This is a genomic window from Streptomyces sp. NPDC096324 (genome assembly GCF_044763015.1).
Classification (GTDB): Bacteria; Actinomycetota; Actinomycetes; order Streptomycetales; family Streptomycetaceae; genus Streptomyces.
The window spans coordinates 283,542-307,915 of record NZ_JBIWFK010000006.1 but is presented as its reverse complement, the minus strand read 5'-3'; the positions used below and the strand labels follow the sequence as shown (position 1 = coordinate 307,915).

At 70.5% G+C, this 24,374-nt stretch carries 24 protein-coding genes and 1 pseudogene; 14 read left to right on the top strand and 11 right to left on the bottom strand.

Annotated elements, in window-relative coordinates; genetic code table 11:
* Positions 1-74 precede the first annotated feature (74 nt).
* Entirely contained in the window at positions 75-1,697 is a 1,623-nt protein-coding gene (locus ACIQ7M_RS18395; RefSeq protein ID WP_403645904.1) for a glycoside hydrolase family 76 protein, read from the bottom strand.
* Between the two features lie 594 nt (positions 1,698-2,291).
* Between ACIQ7M_RS18395 and ACIQ7M_RS18390 the strand changes: the two genes are divergently transcribed.
* The 7 genes and pseudogenes from ACIQ7M_RS18390 to ACIQ7M_RS18360 all read left to right on the top strand — a co-directional run bounded on the left by ACIQ7M_RS18390 (position 2,292) and on the right by ACIQ7M_RS18360 (position 6,922).
* Positions 2,292-2,516 (top strand): hypothetical protein, encoded by a 225-nt coding sequence (locus ACIQ7M_RS18390; RefSeq protein ID WP_403645188.1) that lies wholly within the window; start codon positions 2,292-2,294, stop codon positions 2,514-2,516.
* A gap of 337 nt (positions 2,517-2,853) precedes the next feature.
* Positions 2,854-3,318 (top strand): hypothetical protein, encoded by a 465-nt coding sequence (locus ACIQ7M_RS18385; RefSeq protein WP_403645185.1) that lies wholly within the window; start codon positions 2,854-2,856, stop codon positions 3,316-3,318.
* 85 nt (positions 3,319-3,403) lie between these two features.
* Positions 3,404-3,676, top strand: coding sequence for a hypothetical protein (locus ACIQ7M_RS18380; protein WP_403645182.1), 273 nt, complete (start codon positions 3,404-3,406; stop codon positions 3,674-3,676).
* Positions 3,677-3,818: 142 nt separating this feature from the next.
* A pseudogene (locus tag ACIQ7M_RS18375) lies at positions 3,819-3,932 on the top strand (S1 RNA-binding domain-containing protein); the annotation flags it as partial.
* 139 nt (positions 3,933-4,071) lie between these two features.
* Positions 4,072-4,584, top strand: coding sequence for a GNAT family N-acetyltransferase (locus ACIQ7M_RS18370; RefSeq protein WP_403645179.1), 513 nt, complete (start codon positions 4,072-4,074; stop codon positions 4,582-4,584).
* A gap of 76 nt (positions 4,585-4,660) precedes the next feature.
* On the top strand, positions 4,661-6,433 hold the full coding sequence (locus ACIQ7M_RS18365; protein ID WP_403645176.1) for a serine/threonine-protein kinase: 1,773 nt from the start codon (positions 4,661-4,663) through the stop codon (positions 6,431-6,433).
* A 129-nt stretch (positions 6,434-6,562) separates the two neighbouring features.
* Positions 6,563-6,922, top strand: coding sequence for a hypothetical protein (locus ACIQ7M_RS18360; RefSeq protein WP_403645173.1), 360 nt, complete (start codon positions 6,563-6,565; stop codon positions 6,920-6,922).
* Between the two features lie 56 nt (positions 6,923-6,978).
* Here ACIQ7M_RS18360 and ACIQ7M_RS18355 read toward each other — a convergent pair whose 3' ends face one another.
* Both ACIQ7M_RS18355 and ACIQ7M_RS18350 read right to left on the bottom strand, forming a co-directional pair.
* Positions 6,979-7,962 carry a phosphotransferase family protein gene (locus tag ACIQ7M_RS18355; protein ID WP_403645170.1) on the bottom strand — a complete coding sequence of 328 codons (984 nt, stop codon included), beginning with the start codon at positions 7,960-7,962 and terminating at the stop codon, positions 6,979-6,981.
* A gap of 105 nt (positions 7,963-8,067) precedes the next feature.
* Positions 8,068-9,204, bottom strand: a complete 1,137-nt coding sequence (locus ACIQ7M_RS18350) for an FAD-dependent oxidoreductase (RefSeq protein ID WP_403645167.1) — start codon at positions 9,202-9,204, stop codon at positions 8,068-8,070.
* A 255-nt stretch (positions 9,205-9,459) separates the two neighbouring features.
* Between ACIQ7M_RS18350 and ACIQ7M_RS18345 the strand changes: the two genes are divergently transcribed.
* Positions 9,460-10,086, top strand: a complete 627-nt coding sequence (locus ACIQ7M_RS18345) for a TetR/AcrR family transcriptional regulator (RefSeq protein ID WP_403645164.1) — start codon at positions 9,460-9,462, stop codon at positions 10,084-10,086.
* A 56-nt stretch (positions 10,087-10,142) separates the two neighbouring features.
* Here ACIQ7M_RS18345 and ACIQ7M_RS18340 read toward each other — a convergent pair whose 3' ends face one another.
* On the bottom strand, positions 10,143-10,883 hold the full coding sequence (locus ACIQ7M_RS18340; RefSeq protein WP_403645161.1) for an alpha/beta fold hydrolase: 741 nt from the start codon (positions 10,881-10,883) through the stop codon (positions 10,143-10,145).
* A gap of 169 nt (positions 10,884-11,052) precedes the next feature.
* On the opposite strand from ACIQ7M_RS18340, the gene ACIQ7M_RS18335 reads away from it, so the two are divergent.
* Positions 11,053-11,910, top strand: a complete 858-nt coding sequence (locus ACIQ7M_RS18335) for a GNAT family N-acetyltransferase (RefSeq protein ID WP_403645158.1) — start codon at positions 11,053-11,055, stop codon at positions 11,908-11,910.
* 83 nt (positions 11,911-11,993) lie between these two features.
* On the opposite strand, the gene ACIQ7M_RS18330 is transcribed toward ACIQ7M_RS18335, so the two are convergent.
* Positions 11,994-12,512 (bottom strand): adenylate kinase, encoded by a 519-nt coding sequence (locus tag ACIQ7M_RS18330; protein WP_403645155.1) that lies wholly within the window; start codon positions 12,510-12,512, stop codon positions 11,994-11,996.
* Positions 12,513-12,685: 173 nt separating this feature from the next.
* Positions 12,686-14,080: an MFS transporter gene (locus tag ACIQ7M_RS18325; protein WP_403645152.1), complete on the bottom strand. Its 1,395-nt coding sequence runs from the start codon at positions 14,078-14,080 to the stop codon at positions 12,686-12,688.
* Positions 14,081-14,544: 464 nt separating this feature from the next.
* Here ACIQ7M_RS18325 and ACIQ7M_RS18320 point away from each other — a divergent pair, with 464 nt between their 5' ends.
* Together ACIQ7M_RS18320 and ACIQ7M_RS18315 are read left to right on the top strand one after the other, a co-directional pair.
* Entirely contained in the window at positions 14,545-14,916 is a 372-nt protein-coding gene (locus ACIQ7M_RS18320; RefSeq protein ID WP_355775566.1) for a hypothetical protein, read from the top strand.
* 194 nt (positions 14,917-15,110) lie between these two features.
* Positions 15,111-16,145 carry a helix-turn-helix transcriptional regulator gene (locus ACIQ7M_RS18315; RefSeq protein ID WP_403645148.1) on the top strand — a complete coding sequence of 345 codons (1,035 nt, stop codon included), beginning with the start codon at positions 15,111-15,113 and terminating at the stop codon, positions 16,143-16,145.
* Positions 16,146-16,172: 27 nt separating this feature from the next.
* On the opposite strand, the gene ACIQ7M_RS18310 is transcribed toward ACIQ7M_RS18315, so the two are convergent.
* Positions 16,173-17,540 carry an MFS transporter gene (locus ACIQ7M_RS18310; RefSeq protein WP_403645145.1) on the bottom strand — a complete coding sequence of 456 codons (1,368 nt, stop codon included), beginning with the start codon at positions 17,538-17,540 and terminating at the stop codon, positions 16,173-16,175.
* Between the two features lie 372 nt (positions 17,541-17,912).
* Here ACIQ7M_RS18310 and ACIQ7M_RS18305 point away from each other — a divergent pair, with 372 nt between their 5' ends.
* A complete protein-coding gene (locus tag ACIQ7M_RS18305; RefSeq protein WP_403645142.1) occupies positions 17,913-18,854 on the top strand; it encodes a helix-turn-helix domain-containing protein in 942 nt (313 codons plus the stop codon).
* Between the two features lie 60 nt (positions 18,855-18,914).
* On the opposite strand, the gene ACIQ7M_RS18300 is transcribed toward ACIQ7M_RS18305, so the two are convergent.
* Positions 18,915-19,811 (bottom strand): arginase family protein, encoded by an 897-nt coding sequence (locus ACIQ7M_RS18300; protein WP_403645139.1) that lies wholly within the window; start codon positions 19,809-19,811, stop codon positions 18,915-18,917.
* 258 nt (positions 19,812-20,069) lie between these two features.
* Here ACIQ7M_RS18300 and ACIQ7M_RS18295 point away from each other — a divergent pair, with 258 nt between their 5' ends.
* Together ACIQ7M_RS18295 and ACIQ7M_RS18290 are read left to right on the top strand one after the other, a co-directional pair.
* On the top strand, positions 20,070-20,426 hold the full coding sequence (locus tag ACIQ7M_RS18295; RefSeq protein WP_389843225.1) for a PRC-barrel domain-containing protein: 357 nt from the start codon (positions 20,070-20,072) through the stop codon (positions 20,424-20,426).
* A 28-nt stretch (positions 20,427-20,454) separates the two neighbouring features.
* Positions 20,455-20,628, top strand: a complete 174-nt coding sequence (locus ACIQ7M_RS18290) for a hypothetical protein (protein ID WP_389842599.1) — start codon at positions 20,455-20,457, stop codon at positions 20,626-20,628.
* A gap of 76 nt (positions 20,629-20,704) precedes the next feature.
* On the opposite strand, the gene ACIQ7M_RS18285 is transcribed toward ACIQ7M_RS18290, so the two are convergent.
* Genes ACIQ7M_RS18285 through ACIQ7M_RS18275 form a run of 3 tightly spaced genes read right to left on the bottom strand, consistent with a single transcriptional unit; the run spans position 20,705 to position 24,221 of the window.
* The gene (locus ACIQ7M_RS18285; protein ID WP_403645135.1) at positions 20,705-22,207 is read right to left on the bottom strand and encodes a pyridoxal phosphate-dependent decarboxylase family protein; all 1,503 of its coding nucleotides are present in this window, start codon (positions 22,205-22,207) and stop codon (positions 20,705-20,707) included.
* Positions 22,207-23,571, bottom strand: a complete 1,365-nt coding sequence (locus ACIQ7M_RS18280) for an MFS transporter (protein WP_403645132.1) — start codon at positions 23,569-23,571, stop codon at positions 22,207-22,209. Before ACIQ7M_RS18280 ends, ACIQ7M_RS18285 begins: the two co-directional genes overlap by 1 nt.
* Complete coding sequence (locus ACIQ7M_RS18275; RefSeq protein ID WP_355766862.1) at positions 23,568-24,221, bottom strand: TetR/AcrR family transcriptional regulator; 654 nt, start codon at positions 24,219-24,221, stop codon at positions 23,568-23,570. Before ACIQ7M_RS18275 ends, ACIQ7M_RS18280 begins: the two co-directional genes overlap by 4 nt.
* Positions 24,222-24,374: the final 153 nt, after the last annotated feature.

The window sequence follows — 24,374 nt, the reverse complement described above, 5'->3', positions numbered from 1 at the left end:
CCGGGCGGAGCCGGGCCTGTCGGTGCGTCGCGGCAGGCCCGTGCTCCGCGCGCGGCGGCTCCTCGAACGCGTCGTCAGCCCGTGGCGGCGGTGAGTGCTCCCAGCGCGCTCGCCTGGGTGCGCCAGTCGGCCTGGTTGGGGAGGGTGCCGGCCCAGCGTTCACCAAGGGCGTTGAGAGGGGTACGGTCCTGCGCCCACAGTGTGTCCGCCTGCTTCTGGACGTAGCTCTGGTAGGTGCTGGAACCGGTGGCCTTCGCGAGATCGGCGAAGTTTCGCATGAAGATGCCCTTGAACTGCTTCTGATTGTCGTCGCAGGAGGCCGAACCGACGTCGCAGGACTCGGTGAGCACTCCGTCCCGGGTGAGCGTCGGGCTGCTGATCGCGGCGTCGGCCAGAGCCCGCGCGGTGGCCAGCAGCGCACCGTCCCCGGTCGACTTCCACAGCTCGGTGAAGGCCCCGATGGCCAGCCCCTGGTTGTAACTCCACACGGTGCCACCGTTGTTCGCGCAGGCTGAGGTCAGTCCGTCGTTCACCAGACCGGAGGAGTTGATCATCCCGCTCGACCTGTACCAGGCGGCGGCGGTCCTTGCCCGCTGGAGCCATACCGTGTCACCAGGGATGCGCTGGTGCAGCGCGGTGGTCAGCCAGAGGTACTGGCCGTTCGTGACGGCGTTCTTGTAGGTGCGTTCCCGGTCCCACCACACGCCGCCTCCGCAGGTGCCGGTGTCCCAGTACTGCTGGACGTAGCCGGCGATGGTCACGGCCTCGTCGAGATAGCGGGAGTTGCCCGTGGAGTCGTACGCGTCGATCCAGGCGATGGCCCACCAGCCCGAGTCGTCGATGGAGCGGCTGATGAAGTGCCCCTCGATCGCGTCCGAACTGCGCGCACCAGCGGCGAAGGCGCCCTTGTTCTGGTCGAAGGTGCGCGCCACGGCCCAGTCGTAGTCGTGCGTGCCGGTCGTCCTGGCGAAGTCGACGAGCGAGGTGAGCGTGGCGGCGGAGTTCCACCAACTGCTGGGCCACCAGCCGTTGTAGGGGTCGTACGAGGACATGAGCGCGTCCGCCGCGGCGCGTGCCCGGGTCGGCGCGGGCCTGACCCACGCGGTGCAGCTTCCGTCCTGGTGGCCGGCCTCGCGGCCGCACGCGCGGACGGCACCGCCGTAGAGGAGGCCGCGCGGATCGCGGGTGGCGTACATCGTCGTACGGGTGCCGGCGGAGCCCTGCGGGACGGCGGTGCGGCCGAGGGAGGATCCGTCCGGCCAGGTCGCGCCGCCGTTCCAGGAGCGGTCGAGCCAGATCTCGTCGCCGCCCGCACCGGATTCGATGCTCGCCCAGGCCATGGAGTTCTTCTGGTCGACGTGCAGGCGGATCGTACGGCCGTAGAGGGTGGTGGACGGCACCGGCTGGCTGTCGCCGGCCGCCTGGCCCGCGTCGGTGCGGTCGCAGAGCGTGTCGCAGACGGTCGGATGGGCCCAGTCGGTGCAGCCGACGGCGGCGGCGTCGCCGCAGGCCCGGACCAGTCCGCGTCGGTGGTTGCGGGGATCGGTGATGTTGTACATCAGCGTCCTGGTGCCGGTCCAGGTTCCCGGTACGGCCGCCTTGCCCAGCAGTCCGTCCCAGGTCGCACCGCCGTCCCAGGAACGGTCGAGCCACACGGAGTCGCCGGTCACGCCGCCGTCGATGCTGGCCCACGCCATGTCGTCCGCGTCGGAGACGTGCAGTTCGAGGCGGCGGCCGTTGAGGCTCTTGTTCGGTACCGGAAAGCTCTCCTGTCGCGCCAGCGAGGGGTCCAGCGTGTCGCAGGCCAGTACGCACACCTGGGTGGCGGCCGCCACGGGCGACGCGGCCGGAAGGAGCGCCGCGCACGCGAGAACGGCCGCGAAGAGGAAGCTGAGGAACCGTGGTCCGACAACGATGTCGGCGCTGCGCAAGGTCACCGGAACTCGCCTCGATTTCACGATGGGGGACGCCGAGCGGCGGGCATGACCGAGGCCGACGGCCCTGCGTCGAGCCGTACGGGCGGCGGTCGAACCTGGTCCGTACCTTCTCCAGGGCAGTGAATCGACTTGTCGCGCCCCTGTCAACGCCACCAACAAGGCTTTCCTGTAGGCCGATTCATGGCGCCGACGGACCTGGTCAGCCGTCCCCTGGAATACGTGGGCCGGTTGCGTGGGAGATCCGCACTCGGGGCGACGCCTTGTATAACGACCTGCCTCTCACTCAACGGCAGGCCCGACTGGACCGGGTCAACGGGCAGTTGAACCACTTCTACGGCCCTCTGTACCCGGCTGATGGAGTCCAACAGCCGGGTCTACGACACCTGCTCGGCGATGTACGCCCGCGAGGACGGCCGGGACCCGTTCGACCACGACATACCACCAACCGTGGAGGAGCTCGCCCAGTGGCGCACTTGGGCCACGAGCGTGTTCATCCCGAACATCCGGGCGATGCGGGACGTCGTCGTCACCAGGGGTGCGGGAGTACACCCGCGACCGGTTCACACGGCTGAAGAGTGAGCAGGCCAGACTCCTGGGAAACACCGCCCGACGGCCGTCCCGGCCAGGAGCGCGCGAGCCCGTTCGCGTATCGGTCCCACCCGGTCCGCGCAGCGGATGACGACCAGCGCCGGCAGGGCGGACCGCCAAGTCGAGATGGAGCCAGGAGTCCGGCTCCGTCACGGCGTTTCGTCGTTTTCTGTCGGCCCGCTGCCGGCGAATGGGAGGGAACGGTCAATTCCGCGACTGTGAACCGGACAAACAGCGGAAAGTTCGCGCCACGGATCTTGTGTGGCCCCTGTGAACCAATGAGGGTGGTCGATGGTGCGACGCACATTCGATTTCTCTTGGGGGAAGAATGAAGGCGCGTTTTATCGTCCCGCTTCTCGCGGCGGGGGTCCTGCTGGTGCCGGCTGCTGCAGCGTCGGCTGCTCCGAGCGGCAGCACGGGAAGGGCCGTCGCGAAGACTGCCGCTTTTCCCGTGTGGTGCACGTTCCAGGGTGAGAAACCGTTCCAAGTCACCCATGGCGGCCCGCTGTACGCACAGGGCCACTACTCGGGTTGTTCAACTCCGGCACCCGACCAGTGCCGGGTCCAGGTCGATCTTCAGATGTACGTGCGCGACGGGTACTGGCGCGCGGTGAAGCACAAGGACAGCGGGTGGTCGAGGTGCAGCGGGCGCTTCACCACTCCAGGGCTCACGTGCGTGCATGATGGGGAGAAGGAGACGTACAACACTCAGGTGACCTTGCAGGTCGAGTACCACGGACGCTTCAGCGAAGCCGGAATCGCAGACACGAGCAACACCGTGATCGACTGTTGAAGTCCGTTCACCCGTAACGGCCTGCCGGATCGATTCGGTAGGCCGTTACCGCTTCGGTCGGGCAAATGAAAGTGAGACAAGCGGCATGCACGTTCATTTTGAAGCAGTAGACCCAGAGAAAATGATCAGGTTCTGGGGCGGCATTCCGGGTTGGGGTGGGTACAGCGTCGGCGAAGCGGAATCTCCGGCCGTGCTACCGGTCGTCACCGTGCTTGTCGGAACGATCGCCGAACAGGTTCAGATACTGATCGCCAAGGGCGCCTCTCTCGTGGAACCTCACGATTGCATGCACGCCCTGATGACGGATCCGGAAGGCAACAGGTTTATGGTGGTGATCGATCCCGATCACGAAGCATGATGTTCTCCAGCGTGGATGTGGCCCGGCGTACGGCACTCGCCCTTCAAGGGCGCCGGGTGGACGATCCGGTGTGGGCGCCTTCAGCGTCGTTCCGATGTCGAGGCCGACGGAACCTGCTGGCCAATCCAGGTCGCTTCCCCGGCAGCACGTCGATCACCCCTCCAAGGTCGTCCGTGTCGGTCAGCGGATCTCGGCCGTCATCCTTGACGTGGATCTGGTGAGAGAGCGCGTATCGCTGTCCCTCAAGGCGCTGGAGCACTGACGCCGCTCAGGATTCACGCCGCCGATGCGGGTCGGTGACCCCGGCTGCCGACGTACCTCGCGGTCGTCCGACGCCTCACCCGACACGACCCGCGTCGAGCAACGTACGGCCGGTCGCACTAGGGTCGTCGGGCATGACCGTGCTGCGTGGCGCTTCCGTCGCCCTCCGGCCCACCGTCCCCGAGGACATCCCCGCCTTGGCCGCCATCCGGGGCACTCCGGAAGTACGTGAGCGATGGAGGGGCGGGGACGATCTCGAGGCGGACCTCGCGACCGATCTCCAGGACCCGGACACCCGATGCCTGACGGTGGACCACGACCGGCGGATCATCGGCATGATCCAGTGGTACGCCGAGGAGGAGCCGGACTACCGGCACGCCGGCATCGACCTCTTCCTCGACCCCGCGGTGCACGGCAGAGGCCTGGGCACCGACGCCGTACGGACGCTGGCCTGCCATCTCATCGATGTCCAAGGCCATCACCGCCTGATCATCGACCCGGCGGCCGACAACACCGCGGCGATCCGCTGCTACACCAAGGTCGGCTTCCGCCCGGTCGGCATCATGCGGCGCTACGAACGTGGCCTGGACGGCAGTTGGCACGACGGGCTTCTGATGGACCTGCTGGCCGACGAGGTGGTGCGCTGACCGTCATCGGGCGCCGACCGGGCTGTACAGGCGCCCGCGACCCACGATAGCGTCGCACTGACGATAATTCTCGTCAGTGCGACGCTACTTGGTGCGCCGTCATGTGGTGCGGCGCTACCTGTTCCGAGGGGGAGCCATGACACAGGCACTGCTCGCCGGGCGGTACCGGCTCAAGGACGTGCTGGGGCGCGGCGGCATGGGGGTCGTCTGGCGTGCGGAGGACGAGCGGATCGGCCGGACGGTCGCGCTGAAGGTGCTGCCGTCCGCGTACGGTGTGCCGGCCGCGCAGGAACGGCTCGCGTCGGAGGCGAGAGCGCTCGGGCGGATATGGGACCCGCGGGTGGTGGCCGTACTCGACTACGGTCAGGACGCGGACGGCACGGTGTTCGTCGTCATGGAACTGGTCGCCGGTCACACCCTGGACCGGGCCGCCGCCGGCGCGTCGGTGCCCTTGATCCTGGACTGGGCCGGACAGATCTGCCGCGCCCTGGAGGTCACACACGCCGCCGGACTGCTGCACCGTGACATCAAGCCCGGCAACGTGATGGTCACCCCCACGGGGACCGTCAAGCTCCTGGACTTCGGCATCGCCCGGTTCGTCAGGGAGCCGGACGAGGCGCACCCGCTCACCCTCGCGGGCCAGGCGGTCGGAACGCCCGCCTACATGGCACCCGAACAACTCGGCGCACCCGGAACGACCGACGGCAGGGCCGATCTGTACGCGCTGGGCTGTGTGCTGTACGAACTGCTGACCGGTGCCCGCCCCGACTGCGGCGGCCCCCACGAGAGGAAGCTGCCGCCCCCGCCGTCCCTCCACTCCCGCGAGCCGCTGCCCCCCGAGGTCGACGGACTCGTCCTCGCGCTTCTCGCCCCGGAACGGACGGACCGGCCCGCCGACGCGGGAACGGCCTGTGCCATGGTCGGGGCCGCGATGGACGCGTGGAGCAGGACGAATGGCCCGGCCGCCCTCGGGGCCGCCGCCCTCGCATGGCCCGGCGAGAGCGGCGGTGGTCCTGGAGGCACGCCCGGCGCCCCGGCACCGTACGACCCGACCGTCCTCCTGGATGTCACGGCGCCCTCCCCCGCACAGGGCGGCCCAGCGACCCGGACGCGCGTCATGCCGGTGTCCATGTCCGGCCTCGACCGCGTTCGCGAACTGGCCGACTGGCAGCGTGGGCATCCGGAGGCCTGCCGCGACCCGCGCACACCCGCCGTCAAGGAACTGCGGCACCTCGTCGAGGATCTGGTCTACCTCCCGGCAGGTCTGCTGGCCCACATCGACCTCTCCGGCCTGAACCTCGACAGTGCCGTCCTCATCCAGGGGAGACTGGCCGGGGCCCGGCTGACAGGTACTCAACTCTCCTTCGCCCTCATGCCGTTCGCCGATCTGCGCGAGGCGCACCTCGCCGGTGCGGACCTCGCCGGCACCTATCTCGGCTCGGCGAACCTGGCGGGCGCCGACCTGTCGAACGCCCAGCTCTACACGACCCATCTCACCGAAGCGAACCTGGCTGGGGCCCAACTGACAGAGGCCAACCTCGTGTCCGCGGTGCTGTCCGACGCAGGCCTGAAGGGCGCCGACCTGCGCGGCGCGGTCCTGCACGGCGCCTCGCTCCGCGAAGCCCGGTTGAGGGGCGCCGATCTGTCGGGCGCCGACCTGCGGGGCACGGACCTCGCGGGCGCAGACCTGAGCGGCGTGCACTGGTCCGTCGAGACGTGCTGGCCGTTCCCGTCGACCGCGCTGCGGAAGCTGTCGTACTCCTCGCAGGAACCGGGCGGATTCGTCCTGCCCGACCCCTGCACGTCGTGGAAGCTGCGGAGGCTGCTGGACGGGGACGACGGCCTGTAGTTCTCGATGGAGTGCCGGTGCCCCCGTACGCCTCGGCCGCAAACCTGTGGGCGCCGGCAGTGGCCCTCTGTCATTCTGCGTGCCATGTCCGCGCGCCATCGAAGGCTGCCTCGACATCGTTCCTGGCCCTTGAACACCACCGATATCAACGAATGCTTCGGCCCGTACATGAGCCGCGTGTCGGACCTGCGTTTCCTCACAGGGCAGGACAGTGAGCCCATCGTCCTGGGAGTGGCATGGGTGGCTCCGCTCCCGCGCACCTACGGCCGCGGCATCCACCCGGACACGGTCGGCTTCCGTATAGACGTCCACCCGGTGGACGCCACTGAACGTGCTGCCACACGCGCCGTCCTGAAAGCCCGTGCCCTCCCCCAACTCCACGCATGGATCACACAGGCCGTCGCCGCCGACGAGACCTGGCAACTGACGCCACACCAGCACTACTGGCGACTCGTCGACGGCCGTCTCACCCATCGCGACGAAAAGTGAAGCAAGTCCGGACAGCACTCGTCCTCCGCCGTGCGGGTGGGGTGATGGGGCGGAGATTACGCGTAGCGCTCGAGCACGGCGTCGACGTATTCCTCCAGCCTGCCGGCCAGAAGGGCGGGGGTCAGATCCGTGCGGCCGAGTTCGCGCCAGGGGACGGCGACCTTCTCCGCGTCCGGGGCGAAGGCCAGGGCGTCGATGAGCCGCCAGTACAGATGGGCGTCTCGCCCTTCGGCAAGTCGCCCTCCCGCGGCGAGGTACCGGTCCGCGAAGCTCATACCCAGGGGAACACCGTGCAGCAGGGCCAGGGCAGTTGAGCAGTCGGCCACGTCGAGGTCGGCCGGCCCCCATGAGGTCTCCACCCAGTCGACCACACCGCTCAGCCGCACGTCCTTCCCCTCACCTTCGAAGAGGACGTTGCCCGGGTGGAAGTCCCGGTGCAGGAAACAAGGTTGGTGATGCGGGGGATCCTTCCTGATGACATCCACGGCCCGCTGCCACGACTCCGGCCGCACCGAGGACTCGGGGAGCGTCACCCGCTCCGGTGAGGTCCAGGCCTGCCAAGTCCGCGGCCTCGCCTCCGCGGAGACCTCGGTCCGATGAATACGCAGCAATTGCGCGGCCAGCAGATCGGCCCGGAGCTCGGCGCCCCGATCGTCCAGACGGACGGACCCGGGAAGCGACGACATCAGCAAGGACGGATAGTCGCAGTACGTGCCGGACGCGTCCACGTCCACGAGTTCGGCCGCGGGCACCCCCGTCTCCCCGAGCAGGCGCAGGATCTCGGCTTCGCGGGACAGCAGGCCGTTCGCGTGCCGAACCCAGAAGGGCTTCTCGAACGAGCGCAACACCAAATCTCGTTGACCGTCCGGCCCGGAGATCCGGATCCTGCGCATGTGCGAGGTCCACCCGCCGCGCAGGCGCTCGGCACCCGCTATCCGCTCCCCCGGGTCGAGTCGCTCCTCCACCCACGACCGCGTGGCGCCCCACCCTCGCGCCTCACGTCCGTCTCCGGCTCGGCTACTGCCCTCGTCCTGGATCACGACGGGAAGGCTATCGGCACCGTGGACGGCGCATTCTTGCGCATACCATCCATGGAGAGGTCACGGACCGTACGGCGGCAGGGCGTTCGGCGGTGGGGCGTTCGGTCAGTGGGTGTCGTCCTCGTCGGGGTCGTGCGGTTCGTCGGAGAGCAGGTCGTCGGCGTGGCCGTCGAGTGCGTGCTGCATGTCGGTGGAGCGGGGCAGCATGGTCTTCTCGTAGGCCCGGACGGCATCGCCGATGGTCTCGTGGTGGGCGAGGGCCAGGGCGAGTTCGCAGGCGTCGAGCATGGCGAGGTTGACGCCGACGCCGAGCGGGGGCATCAGATGGGCGGCGTCCCCGAGCAGGGTGACGGTGGGGTCGTGTTCCCAGGTGTGGGGGACGGGAAGCGCGTACAGAGGTCGGTCGACGTAGAGGCCCTCGTTGTCGCGGAGCATCTGCCTCAGCCGGGGAGACCAGGCCCGGTAGCGGTCGAGGAGGATGTCCCGGATGCCGTCGGTGTCCTCGGCGTTGAGGCCGGCTGCGGTGATCCAGTCGGCGGGGACGCGCTGGATGACGTAGACGCGGATGTGGCCGCCGCTGCTGCGCTGGGCGAACAGCCCGCGCTCGCCGTCGGCTGCCGCGGCGCTGCCCTGGCCGACGAGCCCGGCGATGTCGGGGTGCCGGTCGTCGACGTCGTGGAACCACGCTTCGAGGAAGCTGATTCCGGTGTACCGGGGGCTGGCGTCGGAGAGGACGCGGCGCACCTTGGACCAGGCACCGTCGGCTCCGATGACGAGATCGGCCTCGACACTCGTGCCGTCGGTGAAGTGCAGTACGCGGGGTCCCTGGGAGGGTCCGTCGACGGAACGCAGGGTGTGGCCCCAACGCACGGTGTGGGGCTGGAGCGAGTTCAGGAGAAGGTCGCGTAGCTGTCCGCGGTCGATCTCGGGCTTGAAGCGCTCGCCATCCTCGGGAACGTGATGGAAGCCGATCGTGCCTGCCGCGTGGTCCAGCCGGCGCATTTCCTGCCCTTCGGCGCGGGCGAGGCGGAGGAAGTCGTCCAGCAGGCCGGCCTCACGAAGGGCGATCTGGCCGTTGTCCTCGTGCAGGTCGAGCGTGCCGCCCTGGTCCCGTGCCTCCGGGCCGGTTTCACGGTCGTGGACGGTGGCGTCGATGCCGTACTGCTGGAGGATGCGGGCGCAGGTCAGACCGCCTGGACCGGCTCCGATGACGGCGATTCGGGGGGTGGGTCGGGTGTTCATGGTGGTGCTCCGTTCATGGGAGTGGGGATCGGCCGTGGACATGGCTGATCGCTCCGTTCGGACAGGAGGGAGTGACCGGACGGGCGGGAAGTGAGGTGCGGGTGTCGGGGCCGGGCACTGCCTCGCGGCCACCACAACAGAAAAGCACACCGGATCAATAAGTGCAACGACTCAACTTTTTGACCGAGACAATTAGTGGTGTAGATTAGCCCTATGCCCGAAGCCGCCTCCGCCTCTGCTTCCGGATCCCCCTCCGTGTCCGAAGCCACCCCCGGGTCCGAAGCCACCCGCCAGAGCGATGACGCCCCTGCCCCCATCGGGCGTCGCGAGCGCAAGAAGGCGGCCACCCGCCAGGCCATCGCCGACGCCGCCCTGCGCCTGTTCCTCGAGCGCGGCTACGACGACGTCGGCATCCGCGAGATCGCCGACGCCGCGGACGTGTCGACCACCACGCTGTTCAAGCACTTCCCCGTCAAAGAGGCGCTGGTCTTCGACGAGGAGGCCGATCAGGAGGCAGGCCTCCTCGCCGCCGTACGCGAGCGGCCCCCCGGCCTGTCCATCCCGAACGCCCTGCGCGAGCACGCGCTGCACCACCGCAGAGGGGGCGCCGACAGCGATCCCCGCTTCACGACCTTCCTCGACCTGGTGAACAGTACCCCGGCCCTCCGCGACTACCACCAGGCCATGTGGCTACGCCACACCGCCGCGCTCGCAGAGGCGATCGCCGAGGAGAGCGGCCTCCCCGCGGGCGATCCGGCCTGTACGGCCCTGGCCCACTTCGCCCTCGAGGCACCGCACGCCGCCCGCGCCCACGACGACCCTCAGCAGGTCATCACGAGAGCGTTCGACCTGCTCGACAGCGGCTGGCGCGATCTCACCTGAGACGAGGTGCGGACGGCGTCAGCTCCATGGTCCCCACCGGAGCGGGATTTCTTCGCTCAGCCCTCGTACAGGCCGACGCCCCCGCCGGTCGCCGCGCGCGTCAGTACGTCTGCCAGCTCCACCGGGGTCGAGAGCATCGGGTAGTGGCCGGTGGGGAGTTCGAAGAAGGTGACATCAGGCTCGGCGAGCTTGGCGAACCGTGGCAGGCCGGTAGCGTGCAGTGTGCGGGCGAACTCCAGGCTGAGGCCGTTCGCGAGGCAGAAGACCCCGGTGGTCGGGAGCTTGAGCCAGGCGCCGCTCAGCTCGATCGGCTCGGTGACGGTCCGGACCGGCTGCGGGGTGGCCAGACGGTGGTAGCGCTCCAGCTCCGCCGGCGGGACGGCATGCGGCGCCGGGATCTCCTCGGGCACCGGGATGATGCCGTCGAGAGCGCGGTCGAGCAGGCCGAGCTGCGGCATCTGCGCCACCAGCGACTCACCCGGTTCCGGGAAGCCCGTGTCCACGAACACCACCCGGGCGACCTGTCCGGGACGCCGGTCGGCCGCCGCGAGGGCGGGGAAGATGCCGTAACTGTGCGCCACCAGCACGATCCCCGGGCCCTCCGCGTCCAGCAGAGCCGCGACGGCGTCGCTGTGCTCGCCCAGTCCGACGCCCGCGGGGTCCTCCCCTGCCCGCTCGGCCATGCCGGGCAGGGTGACCGGAAGCACCCGGTGCCCCCGCGCGGTCAGCTCGGCAGCCACGGCCTCCCAGGCCCAGCCACCCATGAAGAGTCCCGGGACCAGCAGAAACGTCGTCATGACAGACCTCTTTCGAAGCATCGTGTGCGATCGGTCAGGACGGTAGGACCTCCCCTTGGGGGAGACTCCAGCCGTTCCCGGCGCGGGCCCGGACGAGGTTCGCCCGACATCCCCCTCCGCATCTGCGCAAAGGGAAATGAGGTGGCGTCGGTGAGGCCCAGTTGTTTGGATGCCCGACGTGACTTCTGCCGACATTGACAAGCACCCTGAACGGCCCTTGCTGGACCGGCTCGAGGAGTACTACGACGCGGTGCCGCGCCACGGCGCCCGTGCCGAGGACATCGGGCCGCTCACCCTGTTCGTGCGGGAGGGACCGGGCTGGCCGTTCTACGCACGCCCCGCTCGGGGATGGTCAGGGCCGCTGGAGGCGGCCGACGTGCGAAAGGTCCGTGCCCGTCAGCGGGAACTGGGGATACCGGAGAGTTTCGAATGGGTCGCCGAGACCACGCCCACGCTGCGGGCGGCGGTCGAGGAGTCGGGACTCGTGGTCCACGAACATCCGCTGATGGTGCTCGACCCATCGGTTCCGCCAGCGCCGGTGGAATGCCCGTCCGGCACCGTGTCGGTACGGATCGTCGGCGCGGACGATCCGACGCTGCCCAGCGCCCTGGCCGTCCCTCACCTCGCCTTCGCCTGGCCCGGAACCCGCGTGGGTCTCGCGGGAACACCGCAGTTGGCGGAAGCGGTCGAAGCCTGCGTCGCCGACGGATCGGTCGAACGTGTCACGCGCCGCGTCCAGGCGGGTCTGACAGTGGTCGCCGCGGCTGTCGAACAGGGTGTGGCACTGTCCGCGGGCCAGCATCAACCTCTCACGGGAATCAGTGAGATCGTCGGTGTGGGAACGGTTCCCTCGGCTCGCCGTCGCGGACTCGCCGGCGCGGTCACCGCGGCCCTGGTGGCCGACGCCCGGTCACAGGGAGCGGACACCGTCTTCCTGTCGGCAGGTGACGACGACGTCGCGCGGATCTACGCCCGACTCGGCTTCCGCCAGATCGGTACGGCGCTGATCGCCGAACCGGCCCCATAGGTCGGGTCCGTCCGCCCCCCTGGGCACCACCACTCGTCGATCGCGGAGCTCGGAAGTGTGGGTGAGAAGGAGGTCACTGCACGTCAGAGGGTCGCGAGCCAGGCGGCGGTCTCGTCGGGGTGGGCGAACCGCACGGTGGCGAGCGGGGCGAAGCGGGGGTCACGGGTCCGGCGTTCGATCTCCTGGCGGCGGGACGTGTACTGGGACCAGGACCACCAGACGGGATGCTCCCGGCTCAGCCACCCCCGCCAGGTCTCCCGGTTGCCGCCGAAGAGGATCTCGCGACGAACGGAGCGCCGCAGGGAGCGGCGCACCACACGGGGCGCGACCACGCGCCTCGGGTAGTCGAGCCACACCACCGTGTCCGCCCTGCCCCACAGGAGATCGCGGACCTCCGGGTAGCCGAGGGAGTCCACCACCCAGCGGGGCTCCGCGCTGAGCCGCGCCACGTCCTCGGCGAACGAGCCGTTCACGGCCCAGCCGGGGCCGTCGTAGTGGAGCGCGTCCATCTCGTGGTACGCCGACTTCAGTCGCTCGCCGAGCGTGCGCGCGAGCGTGGACTTGCCCGCGCCCGTGACCCCCACCACCAAGATCCGCTCCACGGCGGCAGCTTATCCAGTGAGGATGAGCTGCGTACGTCCTCCCTCCGCCGGGGCGACGGGGGCCGGCCCACGCGTCCGCGCGGTGAGCGACGGTCCGCTCCGGTCCCGGGCGGCACGTGGGAGACGGCCCCCACTGCTGCCGGGACCGGGCCGCGGCTCGGCACCCGCCTTCCTCAAGCAGCGTCCGGAGCCGTCGCGGGCGACCGTGTCGTGCCGCCCGCGACGCTGCGGGCCCGCGTGATGCCCCATCCCACCGGTGCCGCGGTCAGCAGCGTGAGAGCGAGACCGGCCCAGGTGATCGCGTCGCGGAACTGCGTGGTCTGGTGAGTGCTCCAGTGCGACGTGGCGATGTCGCCGGTGAAGAGTGCCGCGAGGATGGTCCCGCCGACGGCGATACCGATGCCGGTGGTGACTTCGCCCGCGGTGTCCACCAACGCCGAACCGATGGTGGTGCGGTTGGCCGGGAGGCCGCGCATGACGTTGGTCCCGGCGACGACACCCACGACGCGCATACCGGCGGCGACGAGCATGAGCGCCAGGGCGATCCACCCGTAGCCGAAGCGGCCCAGGAGCCCGTAGACGGCGAGCCCGCATACGACGGCGCCCGCGCTGAGCCAGGCGGCCCTGTCGAGGCCGACGCGTGTGACCAGCGGGCCGATGAGCGCACCGCCCGCGATGAGCACGACGACCTGCGGCAGCATGCCCAGGGCCGCCTGGGCGGGTGTCCAGCCCAGGTCGAGCTGGAGCTGCAGGGTCACCAGATAGCCGAGTCCGGCGGTCGCGAGGCTCGCGGCGGCCTTGAAGGCCAGTCCGCTCGACACGAGGGGGCGGGCGACGAGTTCGAGGTCGAGCAGCGGATGGCGGGCGACGCGCTGACGGACGACGAACAGCACGGCCGTCAGGGCGGCCGCCGCCGTGGTCAGCCACGGGAGAAGCGACGCGGTACCTGCGTCGACGAACAGCGTGGGGGCGACGAGCGTCAGCACGATCGCGGCCGTGCCGAGCAGGGCACCCGTACCGTCGATCGGGTCCCTGTGCAGTTCGTCCGCCTTGTCGGCGGGGATGCCGCGCCGGATGCCGATGAACGCGAGTGCGGCGATCGGCACGTTCACCAGCAGCAGCATCTGCCACGGAGCGAACGCGAGGACGAAGCCGCCGGCCGTGGGCCCGATCGCGAGCCCGACCAGTCCGACGGTCGAGATCAGCGTGGTCGCTCGGACGCGGAGCGCGTCCTCGTCGAACAGGCGGAAGGCCAGCGCGAGGGAACCCGGTGTCGTCATCGCGGCCGCGACGCCCATGGCCGCCCGGACGGCGATGAGTTGCTCCGCCGTCGTGACGAACGCGGTGGCCAGACTTGCCCCACCCAGCAGCACCAGGCCGACCAGCATGACCTTGCGGCGGCCGACCCGGTCGGCCAGCGCGCCGAGGGCCAGCATCAGCCCGCCGAACACGACGGCGTACACGCCCGTGACCCACTGCAGAACAGTCGTCGACGCCGACAACTCACGGCCGATGGTCGGCAACGCGACGTTGAGGATCGAGTTGTCGAGCATCTCGAACAGGAACACCGCTGACAGGCCTGCGAGGGCTGTCCCCGCTTCACGGAGGGAACGTGGCGGGACTTCACGGGGGGAACGTGGTGAGCGAGAGGCTCCGGTGGGAGCACCGGCCTTCTCGACGGCTCCGGGACGACGGACATTCACTGCGCACTCCTTCGATGTGAAGAAGTGGCGGCCCGTCCGGTACCGCGTATGCGCGTGTGTCCCCCGCTCCGTCGACTGGCGTCGATGTCCTGCGGTGAACACACGTTTCTACTTCCAGTGCTCCGACAGTACACCCCCGCCCGGACATCACCTCGCCGCTCGGTTCGGGCCGGCTTCGGGCCGACAGGTCACCGGCGTCCTCTTGTCACCCCCCTGTTTCTGGGGGATTCACTCGGCCTACCGGCCAGGGCATCGTCCTCGGTGTGCTCCGGACCACGGGGCATTCGCCCGGCACCTCAAAGCCGGACAACCATCAGGGGGAAATGATGATGAAGAGAGTCCTTCCGCGTCGTAGCGCCGTCGTCGCGGCGCTGAGCGCCGGCGTGCTGTTCCTTGGGGTCGGCAGCGCGTCCGCCGCGAACGCGCTGATCCACGTGGGTGACAGTGCGGGCGTCTTCAAGACCCCGCACACCCGCAACGGCAAGGTGGGGGTGCCGGACCTGAGGTTCGGAGACTCCATCGTCGCCGACTGCTGGGACCGCGGTGACAACATCAGCAACCGCGGGAACGTCTGGTACCACACGGTGTCCGAGCGGTACACCGCCACCACCGGCCAGGAAATCTTCGTCACGGGGTGGACCTACGGGGCGTACGTGGACAGCAACGAGGCGTTCCACGACGGGGCCGTTCCGGAGTGCTGACGGAATGAACACGGTCGCCCGGTCCTTGACCACTCGGGACCGGGCGACCGCGCGAAAGAATCGGAAAGGACGGGAATAGAAAGTTCCAATTCCGATTTCTCAGTGGCTGCCGCATACACGCCAAGGAGTGTCGCCTCTCGGCCAACGTGCCGTGAATCCGTGTCCGTCGAGCCACGCGGATTCACACTCCTTCCATGAATCCGGACGTGGAACAAACAGCCCGCACTCTCGCGCCCGCGGTGACGGAGGCCACGACAATCCCTGAACTGGGTTCGGCGATCTCACGGCACATCGCGCAACTCGTACCGCACGACGGATACATGCTGCGAGGAGTCGACCCGATCACGGGTGCGGCATGTTTCCTCACGAAGGAACATGGTTATGCGGCGGACTTCTATCGCGAACTGGAATCCGCGGAAATCCTCGGCCACGGGCAGCACACCTTGACCGCCCTGGTCGGACGGGGCCGCCCTGTGGCGGTCCTCGCATCCGACCCACCGGGCGAACGGCACCGTGTCCGGCACCAGGAGATCATGAACACGACCGACGTCGGCAGCGAGATGCGGGTCGCCCTGGCACTCAAAGGGATGACCTGGGGTCTGCTGGTACTGCTGAGAGCAAGAGGCGGCAGACCCTTCTCGACGGCCGACGCGGTGAACGCCGGCAGACTGGCCGGCCTCATGGCGAAGGCGCTGAAGCAGTATGTCGCCGGCCGTTTCCTGCGTCCCGTTCGCAGCGCGCCCCCACCCGGAATTGTGGTGATCGACGGCAGCGACACGATAAGGGCGGTGACCCGAACCGGTCATGAATGGGTGAGCAAACTCGTACAGGACGCCGAGACCGCCGACGAGAGCGAGATATTCGCGCACGTCTGGAACATAGCCCTCATGGCACGGCAGCCCGACCGTCAAGCACTGAGCCGTATCCCCGGCCCTGACGGCTGGATCGTGCTGGAGGCCCAGCGGCTCGACGATTCGGACCTCGGCGGTGTCGCGGTGACCATCCAATCCGCCTCCTCCGACGTACTGCTGCCCGCCGCGGCCGTTCTGTACGGGATCACCTCGCGGGAACAGGAGGTGATCCGGCGGGCTCTCGACGGACTGGCCGTCAAGCAGATCGCGCGCAGCCTGAATCTTTCTCCGCACACCGTCAACGATCATTTCAAAGCGATCTATCGAAAGACGGGGGTCAATAGTCGTGAGGAACTCTTGTCGAGCCTTTCGCGATGATCCGGCCGTCCCCCTATCCAACTCCGCTCAGTCGCGGGGCAGGAGGAGGCGGGACAGCGCGGCGGTGGCGATGAGGAGGGCGGCGACGGCGAGCAGGCCGATGCGCATGCCCGGCAGGGAGAAGTCCGTGCCGGAGCCGGAGAGCAGGCCGCCGAAGAGGGCGACGGCGAGCGCGCCGCCGGTCTGGCGGAAGGAGTTGAGCAGCCCCGACGCCGTCCCCGCGCGTTCTCCCGGGACGGCGTCCATCAGCAGCGCGGTCAACGCGGGCACCACGAGTGCCCCGCCGATGCTCAGCGGCAGCAGCAGGACCAGTACCCGCCAGACGGGGGTGTGCGCGGCGAGCGGCAGCATGGCCAGCATCGCTCCCGTGAAAATCAGCTGACCGGAGACGATCACCGGCCGGCGTCCGACGCGCTCAGCCAGTCGCGGTGAGACGAGGTTGGTCGCCGTCACCACCGCGGACATCGGGACGAACATCAACCCCGCCTCGATCGCCGACATTCCGCGCAACTGCTGGTAATACAGGCCGAGAAGGAAGATCCCGCCGTAGAAGGCGGCGTTGACGGCGAAGCCGACCGCCAGCGGGACGGCCACCCGGCGGTCCGTCAGCAAGCCCAGTGGGACCATGGGCCGTCGGTGCCGGGCCTCCACCATGACGAAGGCGCACCCGGAGGCCACGGCGAGCGCGGCGGCGGCCGCCACAGGGCCGCTGGTCCAGCCCAGGTGGCCGCCCTCGATCACCGCGAAGGCCAGCCCGGCGAGGGCCAGTACGGCGGTGACCTGTCCACCGGCGTCCATCGCGGCGGGCCTGCGCGCGGAACGCGGCACCCGGACCAGCAGGCCCAGAATCACCGCCCCTACAGGGAGGTTGAGGAGGAAGACCGCTCGCCAGCCGGCCGAGTCGGTGAGCAGCCCGCCCAGCACCGGCCCCGCGGCCATCGCCACCGAACCGCCGACGGTCCACAGCGCGATGGCGCGGGCGCGCGCCCGGGCGTCGTCGTACGCCTGGCGGATCAGTGCCAGCGAGGCCGGCATCACGATCGCGGCGGCGGCGCCCTGCGCCACACGCGCGGCGACCAGTACGCCGATGCCGGGCGCCAGGGCGCAGCCGAGGGAGGCGAGGGTGAACAGGGCCACGCCCCAGGCGTAGGCGCGACGGGCGCCCGCACGGTCGGCGAGCGCGCCGGCGGAGATCATCAGGGCCGCGAACATCAGGGTGTACGCGTCCACCACCCATTGCAGTCCGGTCATCCCACCGCTGAGGGACGTGCCGATGGCGGGCAGGGCGATGTTGACGGCCGAGACGTCGATGGTGATCACCGTGAAGCCGAGCAGCGCGGCGATCAGGGCGACGCCGCCGCGCGGCGCCGCGGTGGCCGTACCGACGGCCGGCATCGCTGGTCGGGACCCGTGCGGCCTGTCTCGGCGGAGAGTGGACGTCGACGCTCGCGGATCGTGGCCGCGGGCGGTCGCGGCGGCCGCCGAAGGGACGAGGGCCGCTGACGGGCCAGGGGTGCGCATGATGAACTCCTCGGCAGACAAAGGGAATCGACGGTGGTCGGGGAGAGTCGGCGGGCGGCTCCGGACCGCCGGGGCCGCGGTCCTGTGCCTCGCACGCCCTGGGCCCCGGCGGACGGGCCGCCCGCTTCGCAGTCAACTCTCCGCCTCCGCACGGCGATCCGGCAGACCGGCCTGTTCCCGGGGTGCGGTGTTCCAGGGTCTGACAGGGCCCCCCACGTTCCCCGTCGGCCTGCCAGAATGGGCCGAATGGCAGCGACGGACGCACGGGGCACCGAACTCGGCAGATATCTGAAGGCCCGCAGGGCGCAGGTCCGGCCGGAGGACGTCGGCCTGCCGGCCGGCGCGGGGCTGCGCCGCACTCCCGGACTGCGCCGGGAGGAGCTGGCCGCGCTGGCCGGAGTGAGCGTCGACTACTACATCCGCCTGGAGCGCGGCCGGGAGACCAATCCCTCCCCCGCCGTCGTGGACGGCCTCGGCCGTGCCCTGCGGCTGCGCGGCGACGGTTACGAACGCCTCCACGAGTTGGTGGAGTTGGCGTCCGGGCGGGTCGGCGAGCTGCCCGCCTCCGCCGATCACGCGGTTCGTGACTCGGTGGTGCGGATGCTGGAGTCGGTGCGTCCGCTCCCCGCCTACGTGGTGAGCCGCTACAACCGTGTGCTGGCCGCGAATCCGCCCGGCCGGCGCCTGCTGCCCGGACTCTGGGACTGGCCCCAGGAGCAGCGCAATCTGACCCGGTACCTCTTTCTCCACCCGGTCGGCCGGACGCTCTACGAGCCGTGGGAGGAGACGGTCGCGCTCTCGGTGGCTCATCTGCGGGCGGTCGCCGGAGCGGACCCTGATGACCCCGAGCTGACCACCCTCGTCGGTGAACTGGTCCTGAAGTCACCGGAGTTCGCCCGGCTCTGGGAGCGGTACGACGTCTGCGAACGCGGGGGCGGGCAGAAGTCCTTCCGGCATCCGAAGGTCGGAGCGATGACGCTGACCTACGAGGTCATGCGTCTGGCCCGGACGGGCGGTCAGCGGATGGTGGTCTACCAGGCGGCCCCCGGCACCCTGGACGAGAGCGCCATGCTGCGCCTCGACTCCGCGGACACGCGACCGAGGTCGGCGCGCTCGGAGCATCCGGAGCCGGCCGACGAACCGTGCCCCGCCGGCACACTGTCCCCGGCCCACGCCTCGGCCGGCTGAGCCTGCCTCCGCGCGGCCTCGGCTCCGGGGAACATGGGCCGTGCGGGGGCCCGTTCCCGGTCAGGCGCCGGTGAAGGCCGTCTGGAGGAGGTCGGCGAGGAGGGCCGCGCAGGTGCCGTCCGGGTCGAGATCGGGGTCGTAGATGGTGAGGTTGAACCCGACGCACCGCTTCGATCGCAGCAACGGCCCCAGCAGCGCGGCGAGTTCGTCGGGCAGGAGTCCGCCGGGGTCGGGGCTGTCGACGGCGGGCATGACGGACGGGTCCAGTACGTCCGCGTCCAGGTGAACCCAGAACCCCTCCGTCACGGGGACTTCGAGTGTCCGCAGCACCGCGCCCGCCAGTTCCTCGGTGCCCCACTCCCGGATCTCGCCGACCGTCGCGTTCATGATCTTCAGCTCGGTGAGTTCGGCCCGCTCGTCGTCGTAGTCCCGGATGCCGAGGACCCGTACGTCCTCGTCCTTGACGTACGGTCGCAGCCCTTCGAGGTCCGTCAGGTCCCGCTGGCCGCGGCCGGTCGCGAGGGCCAGTTCCTCGCCGCCGGCGGCGCCGACACGATCGGAGTTGCCCGGGTGCCGGAAGTCCGCGGATCCGTCGATGACGACGAGTCCGTACCGCCCGATCCGGCGGAGGGCGAGCGAGGCGCCGAGCTGGATGGAACAGTCCCCGCCCAGGACGACCGGGAAGTCACCCGCCCGGACATGGTGCTCGACGCGGTCCGCGAGCTTGCGGCTGTACGTGGCGATCGCCTCGGCGTTGAACACGCCGTCGCCCTCTCTCCAGCCGCCGCGGTCGTAGCGGGGCGGCACGACGACTCCGCCCTCGTACGCCCCGAGCCGCTGCACCAGCCGTTGTTCGCGCAGCGCGCCCGCGAGCTTGTAACACCCGGGCACGGTGCCCTCGTCGGGCGGCCGGAGACCGAGGTTGGACGGGGCGTCTATGACCACGAGACGGCGCATCGGGCCATTCTGACCGCACCGGGCGGGCATCGACCAGTGGTTCCCGGGGGCGGCCCCGGCCCCCGCGCTCCGCGTGGTGCTGTCACCGGGCCTCAACCGGCCGACAGGAGAACCCTCCGACGAGGCCGATTCCTGAGGGAACCGGTTTCGCCGGGAGAAACGTCCGGGACCGCCGGGCCGCCGAGCATCAAAGCCGCTGGGCATCAGACCCGCGATCGGGGGTACCCCCGCAGAGAACCCCCGCACCGGAGGAGCATGATGTTCGAGGCAGGCGACATCCGAGAATGGCGTGGTCACGACGTGGTGGACCCCGACGGGCACAAAATCGGCACCCTGGAGTCCGTCTACGTCGACACGGCCACCGACGACCCCTCCTTCGCCACCGTGACCGTGGGCCTGCCCACGCGCCGGCGCCTCGTGTTCGTACCCCTGGACCGCGCGACCGTCGGACCCGGCTACCTGAGGGTCGCCCATGACCGGAGTCTGGTGAGGAGCGCCCCGTCCATCGACACGGACGGCGTACTGCCCGCGACGGACGAGCCGGAGGTCTTCGCGCACTACGAGCTCAAGTACACGCCGGGCCTCCAGGGCGAGCGCCGTCTCGCCCGTCGCTGATCCGCCCCGAGAGCTGCCGGGAGAACCGATGAGCCTGTTCCTGTTCCTGATCCTCGTGGCCGTCGTGCTGGGCATCATCGGAGTCGCCGCCCACGGCCTGTTCTACCTGCTGGTCATCGGCGTCGTCGTCCTCCTGGCCGATCTCCTCTACGCCGGCCTGCGCCTGCGCCGCGGCGGCCGGAAGCAGCGCGTCGCGCGGTGAGCGCGACACCCGCCCCGGCCGACGCGAACCGGTCGCCGAGGCGCGACGGACACCCGCGTCGCCCCGGCCCGGCGGGTCACCCGCCCAGGTACGGGCTGTAGAGCGCGGACAGGAATCGGGTGACGATGACCTCGCGGGTCGTCGCCGGGAGGGCGTCCAGGAGGCGGTTGACCGGGGCCATGCGGGCCGCGTTGTCGCCGCTCATGTCGACACCCGCCGCCGGGAGCAGCGCCGCGAAGGACGCGTTGTCGAGTTCGGTCAGGTCCACCTGTCCGAGCAGGTCCACGATGTCCGCGGGCGGTGCCGGGGGTCCGAGCGGACGGACGACGTCGACGCACTCGCGCAGGACGGCGAGCAGTTCCTCGACCCCGCGCTCACTGACTCCGGTGAGCGTCAGATGCAGGTTGGCCGGCAGGCCGTCGAGGCTGAGCTGCGGCTGGAGGAAGAAGCCCCGGGCGCGGGTCTCGTCGGCGAGGGCGAAGAGGTCGAGCGGGATCTCGGCCGCCGGGTCGGTGCCGATCGCGACCAGGGTGGCCTCGGGGGTGCCGAGAACGGCGAGGCCGTCGATCTCCTCGACCCCGGCGATCAGCCTGCGGGTCGCGGACAGGGCGGCGCGGCCCAGTTCACGGTAGCCGTCGGCTCCGAGGGCCTGCAGGGTGGCCCAGGCCCCGGCGAGCGGACCGGCTCCCTTGCTGCTCTGGATCGTGGAGTTGACGACGCTGTAGCCGGGCCAGGTGGCGCACGCGTAGTAGGCGTCGAGGCGCAGCGCCTCGTCGCGGAACAGCAGGACGGAGGCGCCCTTGGGGGCGTAGCCGAACTTGTGCAGGTCGCAGGAGAGGGAGGTGACGCCGGGGACGGAGAGGTCGAAGGGCGGCACGGGCGCTCCGGCCTCGGCGAGCCAGGGCAGCAGCCAGCCCCCGACGCACGCGTCGACGTGGCAGGGGATGCCGCGGGCGGCGGCGTCGGCGGCTATCTCGGCCACGGGGTCGATGACGCCGTGGGCGTACGACGGGGCGGAGGCGACGACGAGGACCGTGTTCTCGTTGCAGAGTTCGGCCATCGCGGCCGGGTCGGCGCGGTAGGTCACTGGGTCGACGGGCGCGCTGCGCACGGTGACCCGGAGGTAGCTGCCGGCCTTGTGGAACGCGGCGTGGGCGGTGACGGGGACGACGATCTCCGGGGCGAGGACGTCCGGGCGGGCGTCCCGGGCGGCCTTGACCGCGAGGATGATCGACTCGGTGCCGCCGCTGGTGAAGATGCCGGGGGTGGTGTCGTCGCCGCCGAGGCGGGCGGCGGTCGCGCCGACGACCTGGCGTTCGAGCGTGACGATGCTGGGGAACGCGGTGGGGTCCAGACCGTTGACCTCCATCATCGTGAGGTAGGCCTGTTCGGCGGCCTCGCGTACCTCGGGGCGGCCGCTGTCGTAGACGTAGGCGGTGGTGTTGCCGCCCCGGGTGGGCAGGTCGGCGGCGGTGAGGACGGCGAGTTCGGCGAGAAGGTCGGCGCCGGAGCGGCCCGTCTCGGGCAGACCCGGGTGGGCGGCGGGTGCGTCGGTGGCGGTCTGCTGGGGAGTCGTCATCAGGGGGTTTCCGTTTCTCCTGCGGCGCGGCGACGGCCGTAGGCGCGCAGGGCGGGCAGGGAGAGCAGCATGAGCAGGGCGGGGACGAGGCTGAAGCCGAGGAGGATGCCGGTGCGTGCGGTGGCGGTCTGGGCGACCGGGTGGTCCAGGGTCGAGGAGACGAAGCCGGTGGCGGCCAGGGCGATCGAGTAGGCGCCGGGTCCGGCCGCGAGGCCGACGGTCTCCCCGGCCGTCCACAGTCCGGTGAACGCGCCCGACTGGACCTGTCCGGTCCGCGCCGTGTCGGCGTGCACCGTGTCGGGCAGCAGGGCGAGCGGCAGGACCTGCAGGGCCGCGTAGCAGACGCCGAGCAGCCCGCAGAGCGCGAGGGTCGCGGCGACCGCGGCGGTGCCGCTGCCGCTTCCGGCGGCCGGGAGCAGGGCCGCGGCGCCGAGGGCGTAGCCGCAGGTGGCGACGGTGAGGCAGCGCAACCGTCCCCAGCGTGCGGCGGCCCTGGCCCAGAGCGGGACGGCGACGGCGCTCGGTGCGACCAGACAGACGAAGAGCATCGAGGTCAGTCCGTAGCCGCCGAGCCGGTAGGTGGCTACGTACGGCGCGGCGGCGAGCATGATCGCGACGGCGGCGGCCTGGAGCACGAAGGAGAGCAGCAGCGCGAAGAAGGCGCGGTTGCCGCGTGCGGTACGGAAGGCGGCCGCGAGTCCGAGGGGTTCGGGTCCGGGCCGTGAGCGCACCCAGCGGGTACCGAGCGCGGGCACCAGCAGAACCGCCGCGATGACGAGGCCCACGGTCAGGCCCATCGTCGCGTATCCCTTGCGGCCTCCGCCCGCGGCGTCCACCACGAGGGGCGCCGCGCCGCCCGCGACGAGGATGCCGAGCGTCAGGAAGACGATCTGCCAGACCATGATCCGGGTGCGGACGGACGGCACGGAGGACATCTCGGCGGGCAGGGCGACGTAGGGCACCTGGAAGAGCGAGAAGGCACTGGCGGCCAGGACGAAGGTGACCGTCACCCACACCGCCGCGCCCGTGCCGGTCATCGGGGACAGGAACATCGCCGCGAACGCGGCGGGCAGCGCGAGTCCGCCGGCGACGAGCAGCCGGGTCCGCCGGCCGGTGCGGACGGCCTCACGGTCGCTCGCGGCCCCGACCACCGGGTTGAACACGGCGTCCCAGGCCTTGGGCAGGGCGACGACGAGTCCGGCGACGCCGGCGGGGACGCCGAGCGCGTCGGTCATGAAGTAGAGGAGGAGCAGGCCGGGAACGGTGGAGAAGAGGCCGGTGCCGACCGAGCCGAGTCCGTAGACGAACAGGCGGCGTCGGGTGAGTTCGCCGACGGCGGTCGGGGGGACCAGGGCGGTCGTCATCCTTGCTCCTGGTCACGCGGTTCCGGGGCACGGAGCCCGAGGTCACGCAGGACGAGGGCGCGCAGGTGGGCGCGGAAGCGCGGGACCTGGGCGCGGATGCCCGAACGGCAGAAGCCGTGGGTGCTCCACAGCACCGTATGAACGGTCATCTCGACGTCGGCGGGCTCGGTGGACGGTCCGGAGGGGATGACCTCGCGCACGGTGTCGCGGACCGACTCGATGAGCGGCCGTGCGTACGCGGCCTCCAGATCGGCGAACTCGGCGGCGTCCGAGAGCCAGCGGCGCATCCACAGGGCCGGGATGTGCGGCTGGTCGAGGCAGAAGTCGAGGTACCGGTCGACCAGGCCGGTGACGGCCGCGGCCGGATCGGTGGGCGCGAGGTCCCGGAACGCGGCCAGCGCGTCCGTCAGCACCCGCTGTTCGGCGAGGTGGGCGCGGAGCATGACCTCCCGGTAGAGGTCCGGCTTCCCGCCGACGTGGTAGGCGACGGTGGCCATGTTCAGCCCGGCCTCGGCGGCGATCCGCCGGGTGCTCGTGCCGTCGTAACCGTGGTCGGCGAAGAGGGCGGTGGCGGCGGCGATGATGCGTTCGCGGCTCGCGTCGGCGGGCGACGGGGCGGGGGGCGGTGAGGCCGGTGGAGAGTCGGGCATGGCGGGGAGAATATGCCGCCGACTCCCATCGATCAATCGATTGATGGAGAGAATCTCACGGGCGGCGAGGAGTGCGACGAGGAGTGCGCGCCGTCCGACCGCGCCGGACCCTCGACCTGCGCGCCGACTGTGACACACGACACACGGAAACGG

Bases quoted from the DNA above. Each gene is read 5' to 3' on its own strand.
- ACIQ7M_RS18395 (WP_403645904.1), bottom strand. From the start codon at position 1,697: ATGGCGTGGGCCAGCATCGACGGCGGCGTGACCGGCGACTCCGTGTGG.
- ACIQ7M_RS18390 (WP_403645188.1), top strand. From the start codon at position 2,292: ATGGAGTCCAACAGCCGGGTCTACGACACCTGCTCGGCGATGTACGCC.
- ACIQ7M_RS18385 (WP_403645185.1), top strand. From the start codon at position 2,854: ATGAAGGCGCGTTTTATCGTCCCGCTTCTCGCGGCGGGGGTCCTGCTG.
- ACIQ7M_RS18380 (WP_403645182.1), top strand. From the start codon at position 3,404: ATGCACGTTCATTTTGAAGCAGTAGACCCAGAGAAAATGATCAGGTTC.
- ACIQ7M_RS18370 (WP_403645179.1), top strand. From the start codon at position 4,072: ATGACCGTGCTGCGTGGCGCTTCCGTCGCCCTCCGGCCCACCGTCCCC.
- ACIQ7M_RS18350 (WP_403645167.1), bottom strand. From the start codon at position 9,204: ATGAACACCCGACCCACCCCCCGAATCGCCGTCATCGGAGCCGGTCCA.
- ACIQ7M_RS18340 (WP_403645161.1), bottom strand. From the start codon at position 10,883: ATGACGACGTTTCTGCTGGTCCCGGGACTCTTCATGGGTGGCTGGGCC.
- ACIQ7M_RS18335 (WP_403645158.1), top strand. From the start codon at position 11,053: ATGCCCGACGTGACTTCTGCCGACATTGACAAGCACCCTGAACGGCCC.
- ACIQ7M_RS18320 (WP_355775566.1), top strand. From the start codon at position 14,545: ATGAAGAGAGTCCTTCCGCGTCGTAGCGCCGTCGTCGCGGCGCTGAGC.
- ACIQ7M_RS18315 (WP_403645148.1), top strand. From the start codon at position 15,111: ATGAATCCGGACGTGGAACAAACAGCCCGCACTCTCGCGCCCGCGGTG.
- ACIQ7M_RS18310 (WP_403645145.1), bottom strand. From the start codon at position 17,540: ATGCCGGCCGTCGGTACGGCCACCGCGGCGCCGCGCGGCGGCGTCGCC.
- ACIQ7M_RS18305 (WP_403645142.1), top strand. From the start codon at position 17,913: ATGGCAGCGACGGACGCACGGGGCACCGAACTCGGCAGATATCTGAAG.
- ACIQ7M_RS18300 (WP_403645139.1), bottom strand. From the start codon at position 19,811: ATGCGCCGTCTCGTGGTCATAGACGCCCCGTCCAACCTCGGTCTCCGG.
- ACIQ7M_RS18295 (WP_389843225.1), top strand. From the start codon at position 20,070: ATGTTCGAGGCAGGCGACATCCGAGAATGGCGTGGTCACGACGTGGTG.
- ACIQ7M_RS18290 (WP_389842599.1), top strand. From the start codon at position 20,455: ATGAGCCTGTTCCTGTTCCTGATCCTCGTGGCCGTCGTGCTGGGCATC.
- ACIQ7M_RS18285 (WP_403645135.1), bottom strand. From the start codon at position 22,207: ATGACGACTCCCCAGCAGACCGCCACCGACGCACCCGCCGCCCACCCG.
- ACIQ7M_RS18280 (WP_403645132.1), bottom strand. From the start codon at position 23,571: ATGACGACCGCCCTGGTCCCCCCGACCGCCGTCGGCGAACTCACCCGA.
- ACIQ7M_RS18275 (WP_355766862.1), bottom strand. From the start codon at position 24,221: ATGCCCGACTCTCCACCGGCCTCACCGCCCCCCGCCCCGTCGCCCGCC.